The organism is Rhodanobacteraceae bacterium, assembly GCA_024234055.1.
Lineage (GTDB): Bacteria > Pseudomonadota > Gammaproteobacteria > Xanthomonadales > SZUA-5 > JADKFD01.
The window spans coordinates 524,273-547,794 of the sequence record JACKOW010000001.1; the positions used below are offsets into that span (position 1 = coordinate 524,273).

Genomic DNA, 23,522 nt, shown 5'->3' on the forward strand with positions numbered 1-23,522 from the left:
GGCGGTCTACTCGAAGTTGTCTGCGAAAATGGCATCGCCCAGGTCCTCGCAGACGGCGTCCGGGGTTTTGAGCTGCTTGAGCGTGAATCGCGCGGCGCTGTGCTTGGGTGGCGATGTGCTACGCATCTCGGCGGTCAGGGCGTAGCGAGCCTGCTCCGGTCGCAGCTGCGCCTCGACGCGGTAGCGTGGCGAGTCGTTGCCGGCTTGCTCGGCCATCGCGGCATGCAGCGGCAGTGCCAGCGCGACGATGGCCAGCCACAACACGCCAACCCGCGGTTTGGCGACTGACGCCAGAGGGCGGTGAGCGGCCACCGTCAGCGCCCTGCCGGGGCCAGGAGGGCTTCCAGACGCGCCAGCCTGGCCTCACTGCGGGCCGTAGTCTCGCGCAAAGCGGCGTTGTCGCCCGCCAGTTCCTGCACCTGCGCTGCCAGCAGCTTGCGCTCGGCCTCCAGGCGCAGGGCCAGCTCCTGCACGGCGGCGATCGTCGTGATCAGCGCCGGGTGCACATCGACCTGCTGGATCTCGGTGTCGACGGAATGCTCGGCGTGCGGTAGATACTCGCCAGAACCCTGCACCGCGTCGGGAAAGACCTGCGCGAACTCCTGGGCGATGACGTTGTAGTAGATCCGATCGTCGATGCCCGGATGCGCGGCGCGATAGTCCGCCGTGTAGCGGAAGGTCACTGGACGCACGCGCATCAGCCGTGCCAGGGCACCGTCGATCTCGCTGATCTCGGTCTTGATGCGCGCATCGGAGTTGGCCAGCCAGCTGCCCGAGGTGGTCTTGGAGGCGTTGCCCTCGACCTCCAGGGCGTTGCTCGCCGGATCGCGCGAGATGCCCACGCGGCCGCTGGAGCCGGCGTCTTCGGCACGCAGCAGCAGTTGATCGCCGCCGCTCTGCACCTCGAAGGCCGCACCGGAACCGGCGTCGGGACCGCTGATGCGCCAGCGCGTCACATCGCCCAGATAACCCAGCGCCAGCGTGTTGCTGGAGCCGTCATTCTTGCCGATGGTCAGGTGGGAGGGCGTCGGAATGTTGGTGTTGAGGCCAAGGCCGTTGGTGGAACGAATCAGAAACTGGTTTTCGCCGGTGGATACAAAGTCGGCGTTCTGCGAATCGGCCCAGACGAAGCTGCCCTGATCGCCGCTGACGCCGGTAGTGATGGGGACCGCGTTACAACCATCGCCCGGTGCGCCCGAGCCGCTGCCTGGGCGAATTTTTGCTCGGCTTCCGCCGGCCCATGAACGAGTTCCGCCAGCGCAATTATCAATTCCACCGGTGACCGTGCTAAGAATGCCGCTGGCCGTGTTGAAGCCACCGCCAGCAACCGTGCTGTTAGTACTGCTCGCGACGTTATTTTGGCCACCGCCAACAGTGCTACGTTCACCACTGGCCCTGTTGGATAGACCGCCGCCGACGGTACTATGAGCGGTGCTGGCGGTATTTTCTTGGCCACCACTCACCGTGTTAGCCCCTGACGTAAAGGTGACGTCGGCATTGTTGGCACTGTTGGAAATGCCACCGCCGACGGTGCTGCCACGGCCGCTGGCTTCATTGTTATGGCCGCCGCCTACTGTGGCAAATCCACGATCGGTCGCCGTCCCCGCACCATCCCCCGCACGATTGTTGTAGCCCCCGCCGATGCTGCCGTAGGCATCGGTCACAAGATTTGGACCTTCACCAGTGAAGGTTGGATCGCTCTCTCCGATCGGCATCCCGCCACCGGCGATAGTCGCTCCGCGCACGCCCGCGGCAACGCTATTGGACCTGCTGCCGGCGATCACATTTGCCGTGATCGGCAGGCCGCTGAACACCTCGACGCTAGGTTCGATACGCAGGCTCTGCGCATTGCGCGTGCGCAGTACCAGTGGCTGCGCATCGGTGGTGCCAATGAAGTTCGTGGCCGGAGAGCTGCCGGCATCCCCGGTTGTGCTCCAGCACTGCCCGATGGTGCCGCTGACCGCCTTGCTGCGACCGGGAATGGCGCTGAAGTCGGTGGCGCCCTGCTCGCGCACGGCCGCCTCGATCCACACATCGTCGGTCGTGGCCAGTGGCAGCTCGACCTCCAGTCGGAACTGGCCGTCGACGACGACGACATCGAAGAAGGTCGTGGGCGGCAGCACCGCCGCGCCCAGCTGGCGTTCACCGAAGGCGGCGATACGCAGATCGTAAGCGCCGTTGGCCGGCTGACCGTAGTCGTCCAGGCGGCCTTCGTAAACGAAAGGGGCGGCCAGGATTGGTCCTGCACCCAGCAGGAGCAGTGTGGCAACGAGCGCGCGTCGGGGCGAGTGAGGCATGGCGATGTGGTCTCCGTTGGGCGGTGCCGGGCGAACTGCAGATGTGTCCCCTGCCGCTGATCATGGTTCGCTCAACGACGGCCCAGGTACCCCAAAACTTGGGTTCAGGAGCTTGGAGTCGGCGCCGAGCGCTGGGGCCTCAGTTCACGCCAAAGGCTTTCGACCGCAGGTCGAACGGACAAGCAGTGGGGCCGGACGGGGCCCACTCCGGCTCTAGGAGCGTGCGCGGCAGAAGCCAAGTCGCGTAGGAATTGCGCGACAATTGCCACATGAAGACGTCCTACCGACCGTACCACCCCGATCAAGCTCATTGGCTGCATCTGCCCGCTTTGCGGACCTCGCTGGTTCTCTGCGACTATCGCTGCGTTGCTCCTCCTCGCAATGGAATCACCATTCCTCGTCGTCGCGCCTTGCGCTAGTCGCAAAGCCCTGCGCGATCTTCCGCAACAGGTGTGAGAAATGCAGGCTAGCTGTGGTGGGTCAGCACCTTGCGCTGACGCGCTTCGATGCCAGGAGTCGGCGGCGTTGGTGCACCGGGCGAACCCGGCGGCGCTCAGGGCAAGCACTCCGGCCCTTCAAAGCCATTGGCAAAGCGTTGATCGGTTTGCCCGTCGACGATCTCGACATCGAGCTGGCCGAAAGGCAGTACCGCGGCGCCCATGACATTGCCGAGGTTCACGCGAAAACGCTCGGTCGGCTCGGGCAGGCCGTCGCTGGCGATGGGCACGTCGATGATCTTTGCCGCGATGTCGCCGGGTGCCCACTGCAGCATCTGATCTGCCGGCACCGTGTAGTCGTCCCCTGGTGTGGCCGTGCCCGACATGTGGGTGAAATCGACGCTGACATTGGCCACGCCGCCGCTGGGCCGCTCGATACGGATCTGCGCGGTTTCGCCTTCGAGCGCGTTCTGGCGGCAGCGACTGAAGCCGACCTGTTCGGGACCGGCGACGGTGACCTCATGCAACTGGGTGATCACCACGTCCTGTCCTTCGGCGCTGCCGAAGGCGCCGCGCAGGGTGCGATAGCTGATCGTCAGCACGCGGATGCCGGTCTGGGTGGGGATCAGCTGACAGCTGGCACTGCTGGTGTTGGCGGTGGGCGTGGGCGCCAGGGTCAGACTGCAGGTGATCGCCGGCGAAGTGCTCAGCGACACATCGACCACGCCATTGGGCTTGAAGGGCCCGCTGGTGGCCAGCGCGGTGACTTCCACGGTGAAGGGCAGGCCGGCCGGGTGCGGGTCGGGCAAGTCGGTGGCGCTGAGGCTGAGCGTGTCGAAGCTGAACTCACTGCTGCGGCCATCGGCATCGGTGGCGATGGCGACAATCACATCGTCGTTGGTCAGGCTCACGCCGGGCGGGATCATCAGCGTGACCGCCTTGTCCTGCTGCGCGTTGGCGCTGGCATAGACGTCGCTGTCCAGCAGCAGCTCGCCCTCGTCGCCTAGCGCCTTGTAGAAGTCCACGCGCAGCGGATAGGCGCTGTTGGCGGGGTCGGAGTCGACCCGGTAGGTCAGCTCGAACTGACTGCCGTTGACGCTGTAGGCGCTGATCTTGGGGTGGTTCTGCTGCAGGTTGGCGCCTGCGTCCGGGTCGCCGGGGTCATTCGGCGTACGCCCCACCACCCCGCCGCCACCCGCCGTTGCGGTGGGGAAATCCAGGCCAATGCCCTGATTGCCCAGCATGCGGTTGCCGACGAACTCGACAAAGGTGTTGACGTTGCCGAAGGGCAGGATCACCGCCGAGCCCAGCGACAGGCCGGTGAAGGACTGCCGCAGCGCACCGGCAAAAGTGTTGCCCTCGCCTGCACCCAGCCCGCCAATCAACAGTCGTGGCACCCGCGAACTGTTGCCGAGGAAGACCTCGATGTGGTCCTTCTCCACGCCCAGCACCGAACCGTCCACGCCCAGACCGAAGACATTCCCCTGGATCAGTGCCGTTTCGGTCATCGTGCGGCTGACCGAGAACTGCAGCGCACCGCCAAAGCCGCCGCTGAAGTTGCCAGGCGCGCGCGCGAAACGGTTGTCGAGGATCTGGATGTCCGGCGTGTCGAAGCCGTCGTCACCGGTCTGGATGATGAAGGGATCGCGCAGCGGCAGAGAGCTGACGCCGTCCGGCCCCAGACCGATCAGATTGCCCTGCAACAGGATCGATCCGCGCTCGCTGACGATGCTGTTGACGCGCAGACGATTGGTGCCGCCGCCGGGTTGCCCGTTCAGATCGCGACCACCGCCGGCAATGACGTTGCGATCGGCCGGGTCCGGCCCGCCGACGCGGATGGTCCGATTGAAGCCGGTCAGGGTGAAGGCATTGCAGGGCAGATTGAATTCCGGAGACTGACCCAGCGCATCGACGCAGAACCAGTTGCCGCGGTGATCGTGACGCAGGCCGCCGGTAACGATGGCCGAGGTCGGCAAGGCAATGGCCAGACCGCGCAAGTTGAAAGGGCCGGCGTTGCTATTCTGGAGGCTGAAGAGTGCCACGCCGAGATTGACGAAACCGGCGCTGGTAATCTCGATTTTCAGTTGGGCGTTGTTGGCGCCCGGTGCGGGAATGCTGTTTGGCTGGGCACCGGGTTGGGTGTAGCCGTCGATGGTCAAGCCCTCGCTGATGGACAGCGAGCTGGCCACCTCGATGCGGCAGATGCCGGTCACCGCGCTGCAGCCCGGATCACTGGTCGGGATGTTGAACTCGATCGCGTCGGCGCCAGCCAGAACATTGGCCGCAGCGATAGCGCCGCGCAACGAACAATCGGCCGGGGCGGCGGTGCAGGCAGTCAGCGAGACATCGTCGGAGGTGGTGTCGACCGCCAGCGTAGCGGCCATGGCCGGTGTCGAGCACAGGGCAGCGATCGCGATCCACGGCAGGAGGCGAATTCCGGGTCCAAGACTTGATCCAGGCGAGCAGTGCGTAGACGAGTGGCGCAGTGACATCGATCCAGTTCCATCGGCGCGCGCAGACCGGCGCGATGGCGGTATCTTGGGTGTCGTGGTGCCGGGCTTTGTACCCCAAAACTGGGGTACTGGTGCTCAGGTCACCGAAAACCCCCTGGTTCTGGCCCAACGCAACGTGAAGGCTGAGGCCCAGTTCAGGCGCGCTCTATCCGTGCGGCATAGCAGCCCCGTTTGGCATGGTGGGCATGCAGGAAATCCACGTCCGGATTGCTCAGGAATTGCTCGATCAGCTTGGGCAGCGCCTGCCCGGCGATGACATCGGCATCCACCATCATCCCGCTGCGATCGAAAGCGCGCAGCGACAGCAGCCGGGTCGCCAGTGCTGGCGGCACCTGGTTGATCAGATCACGGCGCTGCATGGCACCTTCGCGCACGAAGATGGCATGGCGTCCGCGATAGGGGCTGGCGACATCCAGGTACAGATGATTGAGCAGCAGCACGTGCTCGCCGACGGCTGCATCACGCAGCTCGATGCGATCGGGGTAGCCCACCGGGCTGTCCACCCGCAGGCGCAGGATGTTGTGTGAGCGCAGCTCATCGTCCGGGGCGCCATAAAACGGTGCAAAGGGGGCGGGATCGAGTCCAAGGATGCGAAAATCCATGAGGGTTCCTGGTTCATCATCGGGAGCCACCAGTCTGAAACAGGGCCGTCTCCGGGGCTCGCCGATTTCGGACATGGAATGCCCTAGGGACCGGATCCGGGTGTCCCGATGCCGCCAGCGACCGGGTCGACAGCTGGCGGGGAGCGGGTCAGAATTCGTCCATCCCCGGCCCGGCGCGGATTCGTCCTTCTGTGAGTCAACGCCTGATCCTCGCGCTCGCGCTGTGTCTCTCGGCCTGTGCCCCACCCGCCGATGAGCGCGTGTCCCTGGCGCTGGTGCCACCGACAGCCCTGGAGGGTGAGCTTGACGCCGAACTGGCCATCGAGGGTTTGAGCGCGCTGCTGCTGGCGCGCCTGCGGGCGCTGCCCGAGGTGCAGGTTCGGATCGATGTGGCCGGGTGTGGCAGTTCCGAAGGACCGACCCATGCATTGACGGTTTCCCGCCAGCTGACCGCCGCGAGCGCGCTCACCAGCGTGTCGCTGCAGCGTTGCGACAGCGATCAGGTGGTGATGGAGCAATGGGTGCAGCCACGCCAGGCGCGCCGTGAGTGGAGCGCGCTTGCGGCTTGGTGGGTGGGTGGCCAACTTCAGGTGCCCAGGCCCCGCCCGGCCGCCGAGCCGGCCGTGGACGAGACCGACATGCAGGGCTTTCTGGTGGCCTTGGCCCGAATCAAGCGACGCACGGCCGAGGACGTGCGGGAAGCCCGCGCGAGTCTGATCGAGGTGGTTGCACGCCGTCCGGAGTTCGCGCTCGCCCAGGCCCATCTGGCCACCGCTCATCTGCTGGCCTTCGAATACGGTCTGTTGACCTTTCCCCAAGCGCTGGAGCAGGCCGATCAGGCGATCTCTGCTGCGCTGCAGGAAGCCCCGGATCTGGGCATGGCCCACGCCGCGCGCGGCCTCTACTGGATGAATCAGGATCGTTACGACCTCGCGGTTCCGCAACTGGCGCGGGCTGCGGCGCTCGACCCCGGCGAGGGTGCGATCCTGCTGTGGTTGGGCAATGCCCTGCTGTATCACGGCAGTCCGCGCGAGGCCCAGCCCTGGCTGGAGCGGGCTCTGCAGCTGGACCCGGGGCTGGTCTCGGCGCAGATCAGCCTGGGCGAAGCGGCCTGCCTCGCCGGCTACGAAGCCCGGTGCGCCGCCTTCCTGGACCAGCCGGGCTCCGGTCCCATGGCCGGATTCATGGTCGCGCTGATCCGGGCCCAGCGCGGCGAGATCGAACAGGCGCACCAGCTGCTGGATCGCGTGCCTGCCGACGTCAATCACGAATGGGTGACCGAGCTGCGAGTCGATCTGTGCGGCTTGGCGGGTGCGGACATTCCGCCGTGCCGCCAGCTGGGAGCCAGGGCCGATGCGCCGACAGGGGCCAAACCGACACAGCCGCGCTGGGCGCAAACAACCCTGCCGTCGAGCACCGATGGACCAAAGTCGGCGATACGACTGGATCTGTGGCGCATGGATCTCGGGCTGGCGCCCTGGGTCAGCGCTGCGCGCAGCGACTCTGAAGTCCGGGCCCAGCTGGAGAACGAACTTGGGCGCCTGCGTCAGGGCGGCCTCAGCTTGCCGCTGATCGATGACATCGAATACTGTTTGGCGCAGTGGCAACAACCACAGCCACGACCCCGGCGCACACCGCTGGCGGCCATGCTGCAGGCCTGGGGCTGCGCGGCGGAGTCACCGTTGGTGGAATGACAATTGTGGGACCAGGCTGCGCCCGCGATCAGGGCTTCGGCTCACCGAAAACGCCCATCGCGGCTGAAGCCGCTCCCACAGTTCACCGCGAGATCCGGTTCTTGCCGCGACCGGAAACCACCTGGCTGGCCGCGTTCCCCGCCAGCGCCTGCGGCAGCCTCAGGCGCACTCGGGTGCCCGGCGCCTGCGAGCTGATCTCGATGCCTGCGCCAATGCCGGCGGCGCGCAGGCGCATGCTCGGCAGGCCACGGCCGTGGGTTTCGCCAGCGGGCAGGCCGATACCGTCGTCCTGCACGCAGATTTCCAGCCAGCCCTCGCTCCAGCCCGCGCTGATAGTCAGTTCCCGGCAACGCGCGTGCTTGAGCGTATTGGTGATCGACTCCTGCACGATGCGCAGCACCTGCAGCACCTCGTCCGGCGCTCGCGGTGCCAGATCGGGCAGCTGCGCGGTCTGCCAGCGCACCTGGATGGGTAGATCCTTGAGGCTGGATTGCAGGCGCTGACGCAACATGCCCAGGGCGACGCCGAGATCGGCGCAGGCATCGTCCAGCGAGTCGATCATCAGCCGCAGATCGTCGAGACTGCGGCGCAGGTGCAGCTTGAGGTGCGCGGTGTCGAGCGTGCCATGCTCGGCCTGGCCGATCAGGGCCACCAGCTGACCACCGACGCCGTCGTGCATGTCGCGCATGATGCGCTGGCGCTCTTCGGCCAGGGTGCGCGCCTGCTCGGCCTGCTGCCGACGGGCGAATTCCTGCTGCAGCTCCAGGCTGCGCTGATCCAGCGCCTTTGCCAGTTCCTGCTGTGCATGCTCGGCGGTGCGCAGTGCCTGCAGGATGCTCCTGATCTGTCCGATCAGCAGCAGCACCAGCAGGTAGAGGATGCCCCAATGCACCAGATAGGGGGCGATGAATCCGTTCAGGGTCTGCCACACGCGCAGGCTGTCAGCCACACCGAGCACGATGTTGAGTACCGCTGCGGCTGCCAACCAGCGTGCCAGCGGAAAGCCGCTGTTGCGACGCTGCCACCAGAACACCGTGAGCATCAGTAGCAGCGTGATCATGCCGACGCGATAGATGACGTCTCCGATGTTCGCAAGCAGCTCGCCCGACAACAGGGAGGCGAAGCACAAACTCACCAGTGCCGTCATCGTCAGCCGATCGACCCAGGCCCGGAATCGTGGCGTCGTGTTTGCCATGGACATTGAATAACGCAGCATGGCCCACAAGGCCCCGGCCAACGCCGCATGCGCGGTCAGATGCCAGAGCACGGTGGGTAGCGGTCGCAGCGGCCAGCCCATGTTCCAGATGTAGATCAGGCTGAACAGTACCGACAGCGCAAACCAGCGATAGCCGGCTTCCCGGGGTCGCATCAGGGCGATCGGCAACAAGGTCATCAAGATGGCCAGTCCGACCACCACCGCCAGCTGCGCGCCATTGACGCTGACCGACTGGATGCGCTGGTAGGCAGGCATCAGCAGCTCGTTGGGGCCGAGCAGCACGGTGCCCAGATAGTTGCGATCGAAGCGGCTGCCGCCGCTGCGCACCTGAAAGAGCAGCTCATTGTCGCCGGCATGCAGGATTCCCGGTTGCAGCACCAGCAGCAGGGGCTGACTGGTGTTGTCGAAACTCGGGCGCGGATCGAACTCGCGCAGCAGATTGCCATTGATCCAGATGCGCGCATCGCGACCCATGCCACTGACCAGCAGCGATTGATCGAAGCTTTGTTCGCTGTCCACCTGATGGCTGGCCAGCAGCCGCTTGCAACTCGTTCCCCAGCCGTATCGGGGCAGACGGACGGGGCCCAGATCAGTGCCATCGCAGCCGAATTCCCGAGCTTCGGTGATCTGGTAAGCCAGCAGGTCCGGGCCTATCCGCGTGCTGAGCAGCAGTACGCCCAAGGCCAGGGTCAGCAGCCACCAGGCGTTGACCACGGCCGGTGTCAGCAGCTGCCGCAGGGAATCCCGGCTCACGCAGTGCCCACCAGTCCCAGCTGCTGCGCCTCGAACACCGCTTCCGCGCGCGAATGCACCTGCAGCTTGCGATAGAGTTCCTTGGCATAGGAGGTGATGGTGTTGTACTTCAGCCCCATCAGCTGACCCACTTCTTCGTAGGAGAGGCCCTTGGCGATCAGCTTCAGCAGTTCCAGTTCGCGCTCGTTGAGGCCGATACCCTCGATCTCGGCCTTGCTCGCCCGCGGTGGCGTCTGCAAACGGCGCATCAGGTGCACGGCGATGCTGGGGCTCAGCGGCGCCCCGCCGGCGAGCAGTTGTTCGATGGCGGCCACGACGGCGCGATCGTCCGCGTCTTTCAGCAGATAGCCGCCAGCGCCACGTTCGATGGCCCGCAGCACGCTGGACTCGTCGCCCAGCACCGAGATCACCAGGGTGCCGGTGGCAGCGCCGCGCGCGCGCAGGCTGTCCAGCAAGGACAGGCCGCTGCCGTCAGGAAGGCCCAGATCCAGCAACAAGACATCGGGTACGCCCGATTCCAGAGCGATCTGCGCCTCCTGCAGGCTGCCCGCCTGAGCCAGCAACCGCCAGTCGGGATGGGCGGCGATGATCGAAGCCAGCCGGTCGCGCGTGCGCGGTTCGTCTTCCACCACCAGAACATCGACCATATGGGACTCCCTCCCGCCTGCCAGATCGTACGATCCGATCACCCGGCTATGCTGCGCCAGAGCGGGTCTGGGGAAAACCCAAGAGTAGGGGTGCCGGGAAGGTAGACCGTAGGTCACGTTGCCCCGCAGGGGCTACGTGACACGGCGATGCGTCGCTACCACAACGGGCCCAGGTGCATCACCGTGTCACGTAGACGGCTGCGCCGCCAACGTGACCTACACCCGCTCCGGTTTGGCTGGTATCAGCAGCGAAGCCACCATGGATCCGGCGACCAGCACGAACACCGTGCCCAGCGACACCGCGATCGGGATCTTGTACAGATCCATGATCAGCATCTTGACGCCAATGAAACACAGTACTGCGGCAAGACCGTAGTTGAGGAAATGAAAGCGGTCGGCCATGTCGGCGAGCATGAAATACATCGCCCGCAAGCCGAGGATGGCGAAGACATTGCTGGTCAGCACGATGAAGGGATCGGTGGTGATCGCAAAGATCGCCGGGATCGAGTCCACCGCAAAGATCACATCGGTGATGCCGATCATCACGATCACCAGCAGCAGCGGCGTGGCGTAGCGCACGCCGTCGCGGATGGTGATCATCTTCTCGCCATCGAATTCGGTCGCGATCTTCATGTGCTTGCGCACCCAGCGAATGATCGGGTTCTGTTCCAGATCGGGTTTGTCATCGCCGGAGGTGGCCATCTTGATGCCGGTGATCACCAGGAAGGCGCCGAACAGATAGAAGATCCAATGGAACTTGGCGATCAGGAAAGCACCCAGCAGGATCATCAGCGCACGCAGCACGATGGCTCCGATCACCCCCCAGATCAGCGCCCGCTTCTGATACTCGTTGGGCACCGCGAAGAAGTTGAAGATCATCAGGAAGACGAAGATGTTGTCCACCGCCAATGACTTCTCGACCAGGTAGCCGGTCAGGAATTCCAGCCCCTTGGTGTTGGCCACCTCCGGACCGGCAGCGCCGCGCAGATACCACCAGAGCGCTGCGTTGAAGGCCAGCGCCAGAGCGATCCAGACCATCGACCATTGCAGCGCTTCGCGGAAGGACACCCGGTGCGCACCCTGCTGGCGCATGACCAGCAGGTCCACGATCAGCGCGACGATCACCAGAACGGTGAAGCCCGCCCACATCCACCAGGTGCCTATCGATTCCATATGCCGAGCCCCGTCCGCTCAACTGCAGCTGCGCACCAGGACGAGGACCCCCCTCGACCGGCAACGGCCCGCAGGCCGAATCCGTCAAGGATTCAGCCCAAGCGCGCACGCGGTGCGGTCGAGGTCTCGCTTGCGAATCCGTGGTCGGATACGCCGACACGCCCGGCGCGCAGGTAGCGCACGTGATGACGGGCGTGACGCGAAAAGCTACTCCCCTCTACAGGGCGAAGTCTGGGGGCGGACGGTGGCGGATGCAAGAGCGGTTGCCAAGAAGCGGGTGTCGGTTGTTGGTGTTGGTGTTGGTACAAGCTGGCCCCGCCGAGGCGTGGAGCTACGCTCTGACCGACACCGACACCAACAACCGACACCCGCTTCTAGATATTCAGCCAGCGCCCGCCATCCACGCGCAGTACTTGTCCGGTCACATAGCCGGCATCGCGGATCAGGAACAGGGCCGCGCCGGCCAAGTCCTCGGGTGAGCCCTGACGCTGCAAGGCGGTACGCTGCAGCACCATCTCCGGCGTGTCGGCCTTTTCCGGGTTTTCCGACCAGATGATGTTGCCGGGCGCGATGGCGTTGACGCGCACCTCCGGGCCGAGTTCGCGCGCCAGACCGTAGGTGAGAGCCACCAGGGCGGCCTTGGCCATGCAAAAGGGCAGATAGCGCGGGATCGGGCGGTCGGCGTAGATGTCGACCAGATTGACGATGGCACCTTTCGAAGCGCGCAGATGCGGCGACGCAGCCTGCGCCAGAAACAGTGGCGTGCGCGCGTTGGTGGCGAAGAGGTCATCAAACTGGGCGCTGTCGATTTCGCCCAATGGCGTCGGGTAGAAACTGGAGGCGTTATTGATCAGCGCATCGAGTCGGCCAAAATGGGCGATGACCCTCGGGACCAGCGCCTGGGTGGCGCTGAGATCTGCCAGATCGGCCTGAAAGATCTGCACGCTGCCTGGCCGTTGCGATGCCAGTTCAGCCTGCAGCGCCAGCGCCGCCTCGGCAGAGCTGCGATAGTGCAAGGCCAGATCGAAGCCGGCGGTGTGCAGGCGCCGGGCGATGGCCGCGCCTACACGCTTGGCGCCGCCGGTGATCAGGGCGACGGGATGACAAGTGCCAGGGTCAGCTTCATTCATGCACAAAGCATATCTCGGCTCACGTCACCTGTAGGTCACGGTGGCCCATCGGGCCTGCGTGACATCCTGAAGCGAAACGGCGTCACGCGGGCCTTGCGCCCAACGTAACGCACACTGCGCACACGCCCAGTCACGCCTGGCTCAACTCCTCGCGATCGCGGAAATAATCGAGCGCCTGCGGATTGGCCAGGGCGTCGGTGTTCTTGACCGGTTTGCCGTGGATCACGTTGCGCACGGCCAGTTCGACGATCTTGCCGCTGATCGTGCGGGGAATGTCCGGCACCGCCAGAATCTTCGCTGGCACGTGGCGTGGTGTGGTGTTGTCGCGGATGACTTTGCGGATGCGGGCTTGCATGGCCTCGTCCAGTTCATGGCCCTCGCGCAGGCGCACGAACAGCACCACGCGCACATCGCTGTCCCAATCCTGGGCTACGCAGATCGATTCCAGCACTTCGGGCAGTTTCTCGACCTGGCGATAGATCTCTGCGGTGCCGATGCGCACGCCGCCCGGGTTCAGGGTGGCATCCGAACGGCCAAGAATGACGATGCCATCGTGTTCGGTCAGCAGTGCCAGATCGCCATGGCACCAGACATTGTCGATCTTGTCGAAATAGGCAGCATGGTACTTGCTGCCATCCTCGTCCTTCCAGAAACCCACCGGCATCGACGGAAACGGCCTGGTGCAGGCGAGCTCCCCGGCTTCACCGCGCAGCGGCTTGCCGTCATCGTCCAGAATCTCGACCTTCATCCCCAGGCCGCGGCATTGCAACTCGCCGCGATAGACCGGCAGCACCGGGTTGCCGAGCGCGAAGCAGGAAACGATGTCGGTACCACCCGAGATCGAAGCCAGCAGGACATCGGCCTTGATGTCGCGATAGACGTAGTCGTAGCTCTCCGGCGCCAGAGGTGAGCCGGTCGAGAGGATGGTCTTGAGCTTGCCCAGCTGATGCGTCTGCGCGGGTTTGACCCCGGCCTTGTCGACTGCGGCGATCCACTTGGCGCTGGTGCCGAACACGCTGATGCCGAGTTCGTCGACCATGTCGAAAAGCGCCCCCGGGCCCGGATGGAAGGGCGAGCCGTCGTACAGCACCATGGTCGCGCCGACCGCCAGGCTGGACACCAGCCAGTTCCACATCATCCAGCCACAGGTGGTGTAGTAGAAGATGCGGTCTTCGCGGCGCAGATCGGTGTGCAGCACCAGTTCCTTCAGATGCTGGATCAGCGTGCCGCCCTGGCCGTGAACGATGCACTTGGGCACGCCAGTGGTGCCGGAACTGTAGAGAATGTACAGCGGGCGATCGAAGGCGCCGGGTTCGAAACTCAGCAGTTCCTGAGTGCTCGGCGCGAACTCGTCCCAGGATACGGCGTGGGCGACGCTGGAGAGCGCTCGATCGGTGCCGGCGTAGGGAAACACAACCACGCGCTCGACGCTGGGCAGCTGCGACAGGATCCCGGCGACCTTCTCCAGGCAATCGAAGCGCTTGCCGCCGTAGAAATAGCCATCTGCCGTGAACAGCACCCTGGGTTCAATCTGACCGAAGCGGTCGAGGACGCCATTGATGCCGAAATCCGGCGAGCACGAGGACCAGATGGCGCCGAGACTAGCCGTGGCCAGCATCGCGATCACCGCCTCGGGGCGATTGGGAACGAAGCCGGCCACGCGATCACCCGGGCCTACGCCGGCACTGCGCAGGCCCGCGCGAACGCGGCGCACCTGTTCGGCCAGTTCGGCATAGCTCAGCTCGACCGTGGAGCCGTCCTCGCCGCGGGCAATGATGGCCAGTCGCTCGTCGCGGAAGCGCAACAGATTCTGGGCGAAGTTGATCTGGACTCCCGGGAAGAAGCGGCAGCCCGGCATGGCCTCGAAGTTCTCGAAGGCCGGCGCCAGATCACCATGGCCGCGGATGCCGCAGAACTCCCACAGCGCGGTCCAGAAGCGGTCAGGGTGGTTGATCGAATAGTCGTACAGCGCCGGATAGTCCGGCACTTCGGCACCGAAGCGCTCGGCGATGAAACGCATGAATCGACTCAGATTGGCGTCGCCGATGCGCTTCTCGCTCGGCGTCCACAGGGCTGCGGTCATGAACCAGTCTCCACAAAGTGCATCATGGGTGCGAGCATGCCCGCTGCGCCGGAGCCAGGGCATCGGCCATAGGGGCAGCTCGCCTCGGCGCTATCATCGCCCCTTGGGCGCTTTGGTTGTACCCCGGCACGCTGCCGACCCGCCTTGCCGACAACTCGGCAACCAACGCACGATCACGAATCCATTGGAAAGGCCTAACCATGACTGTCATGCGATTTCTCGCTGTTGTTACCTTGCTGGCGTCCAGTTCCGCACTGGCTGCACCCAAGGACGAGGTATTCGCCGCCTGGGAGGCCATGTTTGCCGCCAAGTCCTACCGAGCCCGGATCGAAACCACCGTCAATGATCAGGTGTTTCAGCAGGTGGTCGACGTGGTGTTGCCCGGGCGCATGCGCATGAGTGGTGGCCCCGCGGGAGACATGGTGGTGACGCCCGAAGGCGCCTGGATGAAGCCGCCGGGCGAGGGCTGGACGCAGGCACCGGCAGCCACCTCTGCCCTTGGGAAACAGTTCCTGAGTCGGGATTTCATCGAGCAGGCCAAAGCCGGCGTGCAATCGGTGGAAGACCTGGGTACCGAGGATCTGGATGGGAAGCGCGTTCGCATCTACCAGCTGGAACAGACGATGACCATTGTCGGCGTCGAGTCCAGTTCCAGCACCAGGCTCTACGTCGATGTGGCCAGCGGTCGCCCGGTGCGCCAGGAGATCGAGTCCAGGGCCATGGGTCGGAGTTCGCGTACTGTGCAGACGCTGGAGTATCTGGCCGATCTGAAGATCGACGCCCCGGAGTAGGGGCTGGTTGTTGGTTGTGGGTTGTGGGTTGTGGGAGCGGACTTTGTCCGCGACGGTGGCCGCTTGTGGTTCGCTGGCGATGTCGGCCCTGCAAGCCCCCGATCGCGGCTGAAGCCGCTCCCACAGGCGGACGCGGGCGCGGAGGTCTCGGCCCGACCACCAACCACCAACCGACAACCGACAACCAGTTTCACACCTCGCCTCTTGAAAGTCCTTGAAGCCGCCCCCATCACTTGGCCCGTCACGCACTCGGCCCGGATTGTTCTGGTCGGGCGCGGCACAGATCTGTAGTTAACCCATTGATTCAACTTATTCAGAGGCCAAACGCCATGAAAATTCGTCCTTTGCACGACCGTGTGATCGTCAAGCGCATGGAAGAAGAGCGCGTCAGCGCCGGCGGTATCGTGATTCCCGATTCCGCCACCGAAAAGCCCGTTCGCGGTGAAGTGATCGCTGCCGGCAACGGCAAGATCCTCGAGAACGGCAGCGTGCGTCCGATCGCGGTCAAGGCTGGCGACAAGGTGCTGTTCGGCAAGTACAGCGGCACCGAGGTCAAGGTCGACGGTGAGGAACTGCTGGTCATGCGCGAAGAAGACATCATGGGCGTGATCGAAGCCTGATAGCGCCAACGCGCTTCGGCTCCACCTTTCACGTTTCACTTTTCACCTTTTACTGAGGTAACTCCAATGTCTGCCAAAGAAGTCCGTTTCAGTGAAGACGCCCGTGCCCGCATGGTCAAGGGCGTGAATGTCCTGGCCAATGCGGTCAAGGTCACCCTCGGCCCGAAGGGCCGCAATGTCGTGCTCGAGAAGAGCTTCGGCGCCCCGACGATCACCAAGGACGGCGTCTCCGTCGCCAAGGAAATCGAACTGGCTGACAAGTTCGAGAACATGGGCGCACAGATGGTCAAGGAAGTGGCTTCCAAGACCTCCGACATCGCCGGCGACGGCACCACCACCGCCACCGTACTGGCGCAGGCGCTGATCCGCGAGGGCATGAAGGCGGTCGCCGCCGGCATGAACCCGATGGATCTCAAGCGCGGCATCGACAAGGCCGTGCTGACCGCCGTCGAGCAGCTGAAGTCGCTGTCCAAGCCCTGCAAGGACGACAAGGAAATTGCTCAGGTCGGCGCCATCTCGGCCAACAGCGATCCGGAAATCGGCACCATCATTGCTGACGCGATGAAGAAGGTCGGCAAGGAAGGCGTGATCACCGTTGAGGAAGGCTCGGGCCTGAACAACGAACTCGACGTGGTCGAGGGCATGCAGTTCGATCGCGGCTACCTGTCGCCGTACTTCATCAACAACCAGCAGACGATGAAGACGGAGATGGAAAGCCCGTTCATCCTGCTGCACGACAAGAAGATCTCCAACGTCCGCGAACTGCTGCCGGTGCTGGAAGCTGTTGCCAAGGCCGGCAAGCCGCTGCTGATCGTCGCCGAGGAAGTGGAAGGCGAGGCGCTGGCCACTCTGGTGGTCAACACCATCCGCGGCATCGTCAAGGTCTGCGCCGTCAAGGCGCCGGGCTTCGGCGACCGTCGCAAGGCGATGCTGGAAGACATGGCCATCCTCACCGGTGGTCAGGTGATCAGCGAGGAAGTGGGTCTGTCGCTGGAGAAGACCACGCTCAAGGATCTGGGCACGGCCAAGCGCGTTGTGGTCGAGAAGGAAAACACCACGATCATCGACGGCGCCGGCAAGGCCGAGACCATCAAGGCCCGCATCGACCAGATCAAGGCGCAGGTTGAAGAGACCAGCTCCGACTACGATCGCGAGAAGCTGCAGGAGCGCGTGGCCAAGCTGGCTGGCGGCGTGGCCGTGATCAAGGTGGGTGCAGCCACCGAAGTCGAGATGAAGGAAAAGAAGGCTCGCGTCGAAGACGCTCTGCACGCCACCCGTGCAGCGGTCGAGGAAGGCATCGTTCCGGGCGGTGGCGTGGCCCTGGTGCGTGGTCTGGCTGCAGTGCGTCAGATCAAGGGTGCCAACGAAGACCAGAACCACGGTATTTCGATCGCAGCTCGTGCGATGGAAGCGCCCCTGCGCGAAATCGCCGCCAACAGCGGTGACGAGCCCAGCGTGGTGTTGAACCAGGTGGCCAGCGGCACCGGCAACTACGGCTACAACGCTGCCACCAGCGAGTACGGCGACATGGTCGAGATGGGCATTCTGGATCCGACCAAGGTGACCCGTTCGGCGCTGCAGAACGCAGCCTCGATCGCCGGCCTGATGATCACCACCGAGTGCATGGTGGCCGAAGCGCCGAAGAAGGAAGCGGCCGGCGGCGGTCATGGCGGTCATGACCATGGCGGTGGCGGCATGGGTGGCATGGACTTCTGATCGATCCTTCCTGATCGATCAACCTGGGTTTCGCCTTCGGCTCAACCCGGGCTACCTGAGGGCGGAGGCCATTCATGGCCTCCGCTGTTCCGGATGGAGTTCAAGGCACAAGAAAAAGCCCGGCGATGCCGGGCTTTTTTTGTGCCCGAATTTCCCAGGACGCTTCTGGCGCTGTGGTGGGTCCGGACTTGTCCGGACGCTTTTGGCAAGGTGCTTCGAAGAGAGTCCAGACAAGTCTGGGCCTACCAAAGCCCGCGCTCTTGGCCAGATTGCTGTGAGAGCGACCAGACAAGTCTGGACCTACCCAATGCCCGCGAACCGGAGCCCACGCTCGGCAAACTGATGGCATGCTCGGGCCATGCGCATCGATCTGCCTACCCGAGGTCTGCACCTCGACTACGAATGGCACGGCCCTGAGCAGGGGCCGGTGCTGATCCTGATCATGGGCCTGGGCATGCAGCGGGTGGCCTGGCCGCCTGAGCTGATCGATGGTCTGGTGGCCCAGGGTCTGCGGGTGCTGACCTTCGACAATCGCGATATCGGTTTGTCCGGTAGCGGCCACATCGCAGCGCATATGGGCGTGCGCCGGGCCTTCCTGCGCTATCTGCTGCGTCGCCCGATCCGGCCGCCCTATACGCTGGATGACATGGCTGCGGATACCCTGGCGCTGGCCGACGCGCTGGGCATCAAGCACTTCCACGTCGCCGGTGCCAGCATGGGTGGGATGATCGGACAGCAACTGGCACTGATGGCCCCGGCGCGGGTGCTGACCCTGACCTCGATCATGTCCAGTGCGGGCCCGCGCGCGGCGCCCTTTCCGGAGTGGCGGGTATTGCAGCGCATGTTGCGGGCACCGCCGCAGCACAGCAGTCACGAACAACGCGTCGATCACTATGTGGCGCTGTTCACCGAATTGGGTCGGCATCACGAGCCGGCCGAGATCGAGCGTCTGCGCAGAGGCCTGGGAGCGGCCATGGCCCGCGCCTATCGTCCGGATGGCACGATGCGGCAACTGCTGGCCATCACCGCGGATGCCGATCGCAGCCCGCGGCTGCGGCAGCTGCGTACGCCGACGCTGATCATCCACGGCGGCGCCGATCCGCTGGTGCCGGTACGCGCGGCCCATCATCTTGCGGAGGTCATTCCAGGGGCGCGGATGCAGATCATCGATCGCATGGGCCACGATCTGCCGGCCTGGGCCATCCCGCAGCTGGTCGATCTGATGGTGGAACAGACGCGAACCGCGCCGACGCCTGGCTGAATCCCGGGAGTGCGGGTCGCGACGCGAATCGGGCCCGGGGCATCCACAAGAGTCGCGACGCGAGGTCGCTCCCACCTCGGGGGCTGGGGTTTTCGTAGGAGCGCCCTTGCGGCGCGACCTGCTCTGCGACCATCCTGTCCTGAGGCCGCGGATGGAAAGAAGCCGAACGCAGAGTACGCAGAGAAAAAGCAGGGAGAACACGAAGAAGAGTTCTTGTAGCCCGAACTGCGCGCAGCGCGGTCCGGGCGGCGATGCAAGATTGCCCCCGATCGGGGCTGGTGTGTGCCGGAGCCAGACATCGCGGCTGAAGCCGCTCCCACAGAGGCGGCCAATCAGGAAGAGTCTCCGATGCCGACGTGGGCGTGCCAGACGATCGGGAGCGGCAACGCAGACGCGGGTCCCTCCATAATGCAGGCGCGGTACGCCGGTGTCGCGGCCTCAGACCGGCAAGCTGAATCCGTGCGGCAGCAGATCGTCAATCCGGGCCTGGACCAGTTCGCCGTCAGCGCCGAGAAACAGCACTTCGGCATCCGGACCGAACTCGCGGATCATCTGCCGACAGGCGCCGCAGGGGGGAATCGGCAAGGGTGTGCCGGCCCGGTCCGTGGCGCAGATGCCGATGGCGACCAGTGCAAAGGCAGCACCTTCAGCGCGGACGGCTGCGGCGATGGCATTGCGCTCGGCGCAGTTGCCGATGCTGAAGGAGCCATTTTCGACATTGCAGCCGGAGTAGACGCGACCGCTGACCGAGCGCAACGCGGCGCCGACGAAGAGTTGCGAATAGGGTGCGTAGGCGTTCTTCAGCGCCGCGACCGCCTCGTCGAGCAGATCCTGATGCAGGGTCATCGCCGTTCCGGGCGACTCCGGAGCGAGTCGCTAGTCGATGGATGTTAGACACAGGCCGCCGTGTCTGTCACGCGGCCCGAATTGGCGCTCCGCGCCGCCAAGAAATCCTGCGTTCAGCCGATGGCCGCGAGCGCTACTTCGATCATCTGATCCAGCCCCCGCTGGCGCTCGTCGCTGCTCATCCGCGCGCCGGTGATGAGATGGTCCGAGACCGTCATCAACGCGGTTGCCTGCGCGCCACGTTCGGCGGCTGCGGTGTACAGGCCGGCCGCTTCCATCTCGATGCCGAGGATGCCGGCGCGGGTCAGCATGGCCATCAGATCGGTCTGGGGTGAGTAGAACAGATCGGTGGAAAACACATTGCCGACCCGTATCGGTCGATTCAGTCGCTCTGCCGCCTCGACCAGGGCCCGAGCCAGCGGCCACGCCGCAATAGCCGCCAGATCGTAGCCGCCAAAGCGGGTGCGATTGACGTTCGAGTCGGTGCTGGCCCCCAGGGCCAGTACCAGATCGCCCAGCGCCAGATCGGCGCAGGTGGCGCCGCAGGTGCCGATGCGGACGATGCGCTTGACCCCGTAGTGATCAATCAGCTCGCTGGCATAGATCGAGCACGAGGGGATGCCCATGCCACTACCCATGACCGACAGCCGCTGGCCACGCCAGGTGCCGGTGTAGCCGACCATGTTGCGCACCGCGGTGACCTCTTCGGCATCACTCAGAAAGCGCTCGGCGATGTAACGCGCCCGCAGCGGATCGCCCGGCATCAGCACGGTCTCGGCGAAGGCGCCGGCGGGGGCTTCGATATGGGGTGTGGTCATGGTCGGTTCTCACTGAGTCCTGGAGAAGAGCATTTGTCCGCAAAGGACGCCAAGGGCGCAAAGAAATCAAGTTTGATGGATGGGTGCGGAGCGATCGCACGCAATGGCTCCGCCAGACAAGACGGTGGGAGCGGGCTCTGCCCGCGAACTCCCCGGCAATTCGACCAGCGATCGCGGGCAGAGCCCGCTCCCACAGGTGGACTCAGTGCCCGATGTGCAACTTGTTCGCCACCAAGCGCGACAGGTACTTCTTTTCTGGAGCATTTCTTCGCGTCCTTTGCGTCCTTCGCGGACCCATGCTCTTCACCCACTGCAGGCAACATCGCCCAGCATCGATTGCCCATGCGGCAGTGGCGGCAGTCCGAACCATTCGGCCACACTGGCGCCGATGTCGGCAAAGCTGTCACGGATGCCGCAACCGACGGGCGTGAGCGCCGGACTGACGGCCAGAACGGGAATGTGTTCGCGGGTGTGATCACTGCCGGGCCAGGTCGGGTCGTTGCCGTGATCGGCGCAGAGCACGACCAGATCGTCGTCGGTCAGTTGATCCAGCGCGTCGGGCAGCAGCGTGTCAAAGTGCTCGAGCGCGGCGGCATAGCCGGCGACATCGCGGCGATGGCCGTATTCCTGATCGAAATCGACCAGATTGGTGAACACCAGTGTCGGTTTCGTCGCGGCTCGAAACGCCTGCAGCGAGGCCCGCATCAGCGCCTCGATGCCATGCGCCTTGATCGAGCGGCTGATGCCCTGGCCGGCGAAGATGTCGCTGATCTTGCCGACGCCTGTGACCTCGACCTCCTGTTGCTGCAATCGATCGAGCAGCGTAGGCGCGATCGGCGGTACCGCATAGTCGCGGCGATTGGGTGTGCGCTTGAAACTGGCGGCGTCGCTGCCGCTGAAGGGACGGGCGATGACCCGTCCGATGCGGTAGGGATCGACCAGCACCCGGGCCTGCGCGCACAGTTGGTACAAACGTTCCAGCCCGAATCGCTCCTCGTGAGCGGCGATCTGCAACACCGAATCGGCCGAGGTGTAGACGATAGGCCAACCGCTGCGCAGGTGCTCGGCACCGAGGCGGGCGATGATCTCGGTGCCGGAGGCATGGCAGTTGCCTAGCACCCCGTCAATGCCGCCGGTATCGATCAGGGCCCGCAGCAATTCGGCCGGGAAGGATTGCTCGGGTGAACGGAAGTATCCCCACTCGAACAGCACCGGGACTCCGGCAATCTCCCAATGGCCGGAGATCGTGTCCTTGCCGGTGGAGCGCTCGCGGGCGCAGGCCCAGCGGGCTTGCGGGGGCATCTGGTCCTCGCATCCGGGCAGCGCCTTGCCGCTCGCCAGTGCGGCTGCCTGAGCCAGGCCCAGCCGCACCAGGTTCGGTATGGTCAAAGGCCGCCCGCGCCCGCCCTGGTCCATCGTTCGCGCGCACCACTGGGCGATATGTCCCAGGGTATCGGCACCGACATCGCCAAAACGCTCGGCATCGGGCAGGGCGCCGATCCCTAGGGAATCCAGCACGATCAGCCAGGCACGGCGCATGGCAGCTCCCCGGTTTGGAATTCGACGCGATCATGGATCAAGGGCGGCAGCGTTGGCACTGTCCGGGTCAGGGCATAGGCCGAGCGGAGTTCGGACGCTGCGCGCGCATGCGCAGCCGCATCGCGGGCATGGACGATGGCCAGCGGGCGTTCGCCATCGACCAGGCTGCCGAGTTCGGCCACTTCGCTCAGGCCCACCGCATGATCGATGCGCTGGTCGGGCTGGCTGCGACCGCCGCCCAGGGCCACGATGAGCATGCCCAGCCGCCGGCAGTCGATGGCGCTGACCCTGCCGACGCCGGTCGCAAATACCGGCGCGATGACGGCCGCCGCCGGCAGATGCCGGTCGGCCTGGTCGAGCAGATCCGATGGCCCGCCCAGCGCCGTGACCATGTGCGCGAAACGCTCCGCCGCCGAGCCATCCTCCAGGCAGCGCCGCAGCTTGGTTTCGGCGGCGAGCAGATCCGATGCCAGTCCGCCGAGGCAGAGCAGCTCGCTGCCCAGCGCCAGATTGACCCGATGCAGACGCTCGGGTCGCCGGTCGCCACGCAGATAGTCCAGCGCGCAGCGCAGTTCCAGGGCATTGCCGACGGCGGGTGCCAGCGGCTGGCTCATGTCGGTGATCAAGGCCCGCGCCGGCAATCCCGCTCGCGTCGAAATCTGCACCAGACTGCGCGCCAGCGCCCGCGCCTGATCCAGCGTGCTCATCGAGGCGCCATTGCCGGTCTTGATGTCCAGCAGCAGCGCGTCGGTGCCCGCCGCCAGCTTCTTGGACAGGATCGATGCCGTGATCAGCGGCAGCGATTCGACCGTGCCGGTGACGTCGCGTATGGCATACAGGCGCCGGTCGGCGGGTGCCAGATCAGCACCGGCACCCACGATGGCCAGCCCGGAGTCACGAACAACGCGACGAAACAGGTCCAGATCCGGCTGCGCCTGATAGCCCGGAATGGCCTCGAGCTTGTCCAGGGTACCCCCGGTGTGCCCGAGGCCGCGCCCCGACAGCATCGGTACGTAGGCGCCGCAGGCGGCGAGCATCGGCGCCAGTACCAGGCTGACCAGATCGCCGACGCCGCCGGTGGAATGCTTGTCGAGCACCGGGCGGTCATAGCCCAGGCCATGCCAGGCCAGCACCCGACCGCTGTCGCGCATGGCCAGTGTCAGGCGGGTGGTGTCGTCCTCGCTGAGGCCGAGAGTGCAGACGGCCATCGCGAAGGCGGCGACCTGGGCGTCGCCCCAGCTGCCATCACTGATCCCGGCGACCAGCGATTGAAGGTCGGCAACGCTGAGCCGGTGTCCCAGTCGCAACTGCCGCAGCAACTCCTGGGGCAGCGCGGGTTGTTCGGCAAGGGCGCACATGGGGCAACCGTGAATCTGCGATCGCCAT

At 65.1% G+C, this 23,522-nt stretch carries 18 protein-coding genes; 5 read left to right on the forward strand and 13 right to left on the reverse strand.

Features of this window, described 5'->3' with window-relative positions; translation table 11 throughout:
* Positions 1–6: 6 nt before the first annotated feature.
* From H7A19_02115 to H7A19_02130, 4 genes are all read right to left on the reverse strand, one after another.
* Positions 7–312, reverse strand: coding sequence for a hypothetical protein (locus tag H7A19_02115; protein MCP5473616.1), 306 nt, complete (start codon positions 310–312; stop codon positions 7–9).
* Positions 313–314: 2 nt separating this feature from the next.
* Positions 315–2,297, reverse strand: a complete 1,983-nt coding sequence (locus tag H7A19_02120; GenBank protein MCP5473617.1) for a tail fiber domain-containing protein — start codon at positions 2,295–2,297, stop codon at positions 315–317.
* A 553-nt stretch (positions 2,298–2,850) separates the two neighbouring features.
* Positions 2,851–5,118 carry a hypothetical protein gene (locus H7A19_02125; protein MCP5473618.1) on the reverse strand — a complete coding sequence of 756 codons (2,268 nt, stop codon included), beginning with the start codon at positions 5,116–5,118 and terminating at the stop codon, positions 2,851–2,853.
* A gap of 263 nt (positions 5,119–5,381) precedes the next feature.
* Positions 5,382–5,849: a DUF1203 domain-containing protein gene (locus H7A19_02130; GenBank protein ID MCP5473619.1), complete on the reverse strand. Its 468-nt coding sequence runs from the start codon at positions 5,847–5,849 to the stop codon at positions 5,382–5,384.
* Between the two features lie 191 nt (positions 5,850–6,040).
* On the opposite strand from H7A19_02130, the gene H7A19_02135 reads away from it, so the two are divergent.
* Positions 6,041–7,543, forward strand: coding sequence for a tetratricopeptide repeat protein (locus H7A19_02135; protein ID MCP5473620.1), 1,503 nt, complete (start codon positions 6,041–6,043; stop codon positions 7,541–7,543).
* Positions 7,544–7,625: 82 nt separating this feature from the next.
* On the opposite strand, the gene H7A19_02140 is transcribed toward H7A19_02135, so the two are convergent.
* The 5 genes from H7A19_02140 to H7A19_02160 form a co-directional block, all read right to left on the reverse strand.
* The gene (locus H7A19_02140) at positions 7,626–9,512 is read right to left on the reverse strand and encodes a hypothetical protein (GenBank protein ID MCP5473621.1); all 1,887 of its coding nucleotides are present in this window, start codon (positions 9,510–9,512) and stop codon (positions 7,626–7,628) included.
* A complete protein-coding gene (locus tag H7A19_02145; protein ID MCP5473622.1) occupies positions 9,509–10,159 on the reverse strand; it encodes a response regulator transcription factor in 651 nt (216 codons plus the stop codon). The genes H7A19_02140 and H7A19_02145 overlap by 4 nt, the downstream gene beginning before the upstream one ends.
* A gap of 216 nt (positions 10,160–10,375) precedes the next feature.
* Positions 10,376–11,332, reverse strand: a complete 957-nt coding sequence (locus H7A19_02150; GenBank protein MCP5473623.1) for a TerC family protein — start codon at positions 11,330–11,332, stop codon at positions 10,376–10,378.
* Between the two features lie 374 nt (positions 11,333–11,706).
* Positions 11,707–12,462 carry a pteridine reductase gene (locus H7A19_02155; GenBank protein ID MCP5473624.1) on the reverse strand — a complete coding sequence of 252 codons (756 nt, stop codon included), beginning with the start codon at positions 12,460–12,462 and terminating at the stop codon, positions 11,707–11,709.
* A 130-nt stretch (positions 12,463–12,592) separates the two neighbouring features.
* Positions 12,593–14,545: an acetoacetate--CoA ligase gene (locus H7A19_02160; protein MCP5473625.1), complete on the reverse strand. Its 1,953-nt coding sequence runs from the start codon at positions 14,543–14,545 to the stop codon at positions 12,593–12,595.
* Between the two features lie 200 nt (positions 14,546–14,745).
* Here H7A19_02160 and H7A19_02165 point away from each other — a divergent pair, with 200 nt between their 5' ends.
* From H7A19_02165 to H7A19_02180, 4 genes are all read left to right on the forward strand, one after another.
* On the forward strand, positions 14,746–15,336 hold the full coding sequence (locus tag H7A19_02165) for a hypothetical protein (GenBank protein ID MCP5473626.1): 591 nt from the start codon (positions 14,746–14,748) through the stop codon (positions 15,334–15,336).
* A 329-nt stretch (positions 15,337–15,665) separates the two neighbouring features.
* Positions 15,666–15,956: a co-chaperone GroES gene (groES, locus tag H7A19_02170; GenBank protein MCP5473627.1), complete on the forward strand. Its 291-nt coding sequence runs from the start codon at positions 15,666–15,668 to the stop codon at positions 15,954–15,956.
* A 66-nt stretch (positions 15,957–16,022) separates the two neighbouring features.
* On the forward strand, positions 16,023–17,672 hold the full coding sequence (gene groL, locus H7A19_02175) for a chaperonin GroEL (GenBank protein MCP5473628.1): 1,650 nt from the start codon (positions 16,023–16,025) through the stop codon (positions 17,670–17,672).
* Positions 17,673–18,030: 358 nt separating this feature from the next.
* A complete protein-coding gene (locus H7A19_02180) occupies positions 18,031–18,933 on the forward strand; it encodes an alpha/beta fold hydrolase (GenBank protein MCP5473629.1) in 903 nt (300 codons plus the stop codon).
* Between the two features lie 438 nt (positions 18,934–19,371).
* Here H7A19_02180 and cdd read toward each other — a convergent pair whose 3' ends face one another.
* The 4 genes from cdd to deoA all read right to left on the reverse strand — a co-directional run bounded on the left by cdd (position 19,372) and on the right by deoA (position 23,494).
* Positions 19,372–19,779 carry a cytidine deaminase gene (gene cdd, locus H7A19_02185; GenBank protein MCP5473630.1) on the reverse strand — a complete coding sequence of 136 codons (408 nt, stop codon included), beginning with the start codon at positions 19,777–19,779 and terminating at the stop codon, positions 19,372–19,374.
* Positions 19,780–19,892: 113 nt separating this feature from the next.
* Positions 19,893–20,597: a purine-nucleoside phosphorylase gene (gene deoD, locus H7A19_02190; GenBank protein MCP5473631.1), complete on the reverse strand. Its 705-nt coding sequence runs from the start codon at positions 20,595–20,597 to the stop codon at positions 19,893–19,895.
* Between the two features lie 303 nt (positions 20,598–20,900).
* Positions 20,901–22,136: a phosphopentomutase gene (locus tag H7A19_02195; GenBank protein ID MCP5473632.1), complete on the reverse strand. Its 1,236-nt coding sequence runs from the start codon at positions 22,134–22,136 to the stop codon at positions 20,901–20,903.
* On the reverse strand, positions 22,118–23,494 hold the full coding sequence (gene deoA / locus H7A19_02200; GenBank protein MCP5473633.1) for a thymidine phosphorylase: 1,377 nt from the start codon (positions 23,492–23,494) through the stop codon (positions 22,118–22,120). The genes H7A19_02195 and deoA overlap by 19 nt, the downstream gene beginning before the upstream one ends.
* Between the last annotated feature and the right edge of the window lie 28 nt (positions 23,495–23,522).

What these genes read in the sequence shown, in the direction of transcription:
- H7A19_02145 (MCP5473622.1), bottom strand. Translation starts at nt 10,159, where the DNA reads ATGGTCGATGTTCTGGTGGTGGAAGACGAACCGCGCACGCGCGACCGG.
- H7A19_02180 (MCP5473629.1), top strand. Translation starts at nt 18,031, where the DNA reads ATGCGCATCGATCTGCCTACCCGAGGTCTGCACCTCGACTACGAATGG.
- H7A19_02155 (MCP5473624.1), bottom strand. Translation starts at nt 12,462, where the DNA reads ATGAATGAAGCTGACCCTGGCACTTGTCATCCCGTCGCCCTGATCACC.
- H7A19_02125 (MCP5473618.1), bottom strand. Translation starts at nt 5,118, where the DNA reads ATGGCCGCTACGCTGGCGGTCGACACCACCTCCGACGATGTCTCGCTG.
- H7A19_02195 (MCP5473632.1), bottom strand. Translation starts at nt 22,136, where the DNA reads ATGCGCCGTGCCTGGCTGATCGTGCTGGATTCCCTAGGGATCGGCGCC.
- groES (MCP5473627.1), top strand. Translation starts at nt 15,666, where the DNA reads ATGAAAATTCGTCCTTTGCACGACCGTGTGATCGTCAAGCGCATGGAA.
- deoA (MCP5473633.1), bottom strand. Translation starts at nt 23,494, where the DNA reads ATGTGCGCCCTTGCCGAACAACCCGCGCTGCCCCAGGAGTTGCTGCGG.
- groL (MCP5473628.1), top strand. Translation starts at nt 16,023, where the DNA reads ATGTCTGCCAAAGAAGTCCGTTTCAGTGAAGACGCCCGTGCCCGCATG.
- H7A19_02165 (MCP5473626.1), top strand. Translation starts at nt 14,746, where the DNA reads ATGACTGTCATGCGATTTCTCGCTGTTGTTACCTTGCTGGCGTCCAGT.
- H7A19_02160 (MCP5473625.1), bottom strand. Translation starts at nt 14,545, where the DNA reads ATGACCGCAGCCCTGTGGACGCCGAGCGAGAAGCGCATCGGCGACGCC.
- deoD (MCP5473631.1), bottom strand. Translation starts at nt 20,597, where the DNA reads ATGACCACACCCCATATCGAAGCCCCCGCCGGCGCCTTCGCCGAGACC.
- H7A19_02150 (MCP5473623.1), bottom strand. Translation starts at nt 11,332, where the DNA reads ATGGAATCGATAGGCACCTGGTGGATGTGGGCGGGCTTCACCGTTCTG.
- H7A19_02120 (MCP5473617.1), bottom strand. Translation starts at nt 2,297, where the DNA reads ATGCCTCACTCGCCCCGACGCGCGCTCGTTGCCACACTGCTCCTGCTG.
- H7A19_02130 (MCP5473619.1), bottom strand. Translation starts at nt 5,849, where the DNA reads ATGGATTTTCGCATCCTTGGACTCGATCCCGCCCCCTTTGCACCGTTT.
- cdd (MCP5473630.1), bottom strand. Translation starts at nt 19,779, where the DNA reads ATGACCCTGCATCAGGATCTGCTCGACGAGGCGGTCGCGGCGCTGAAG.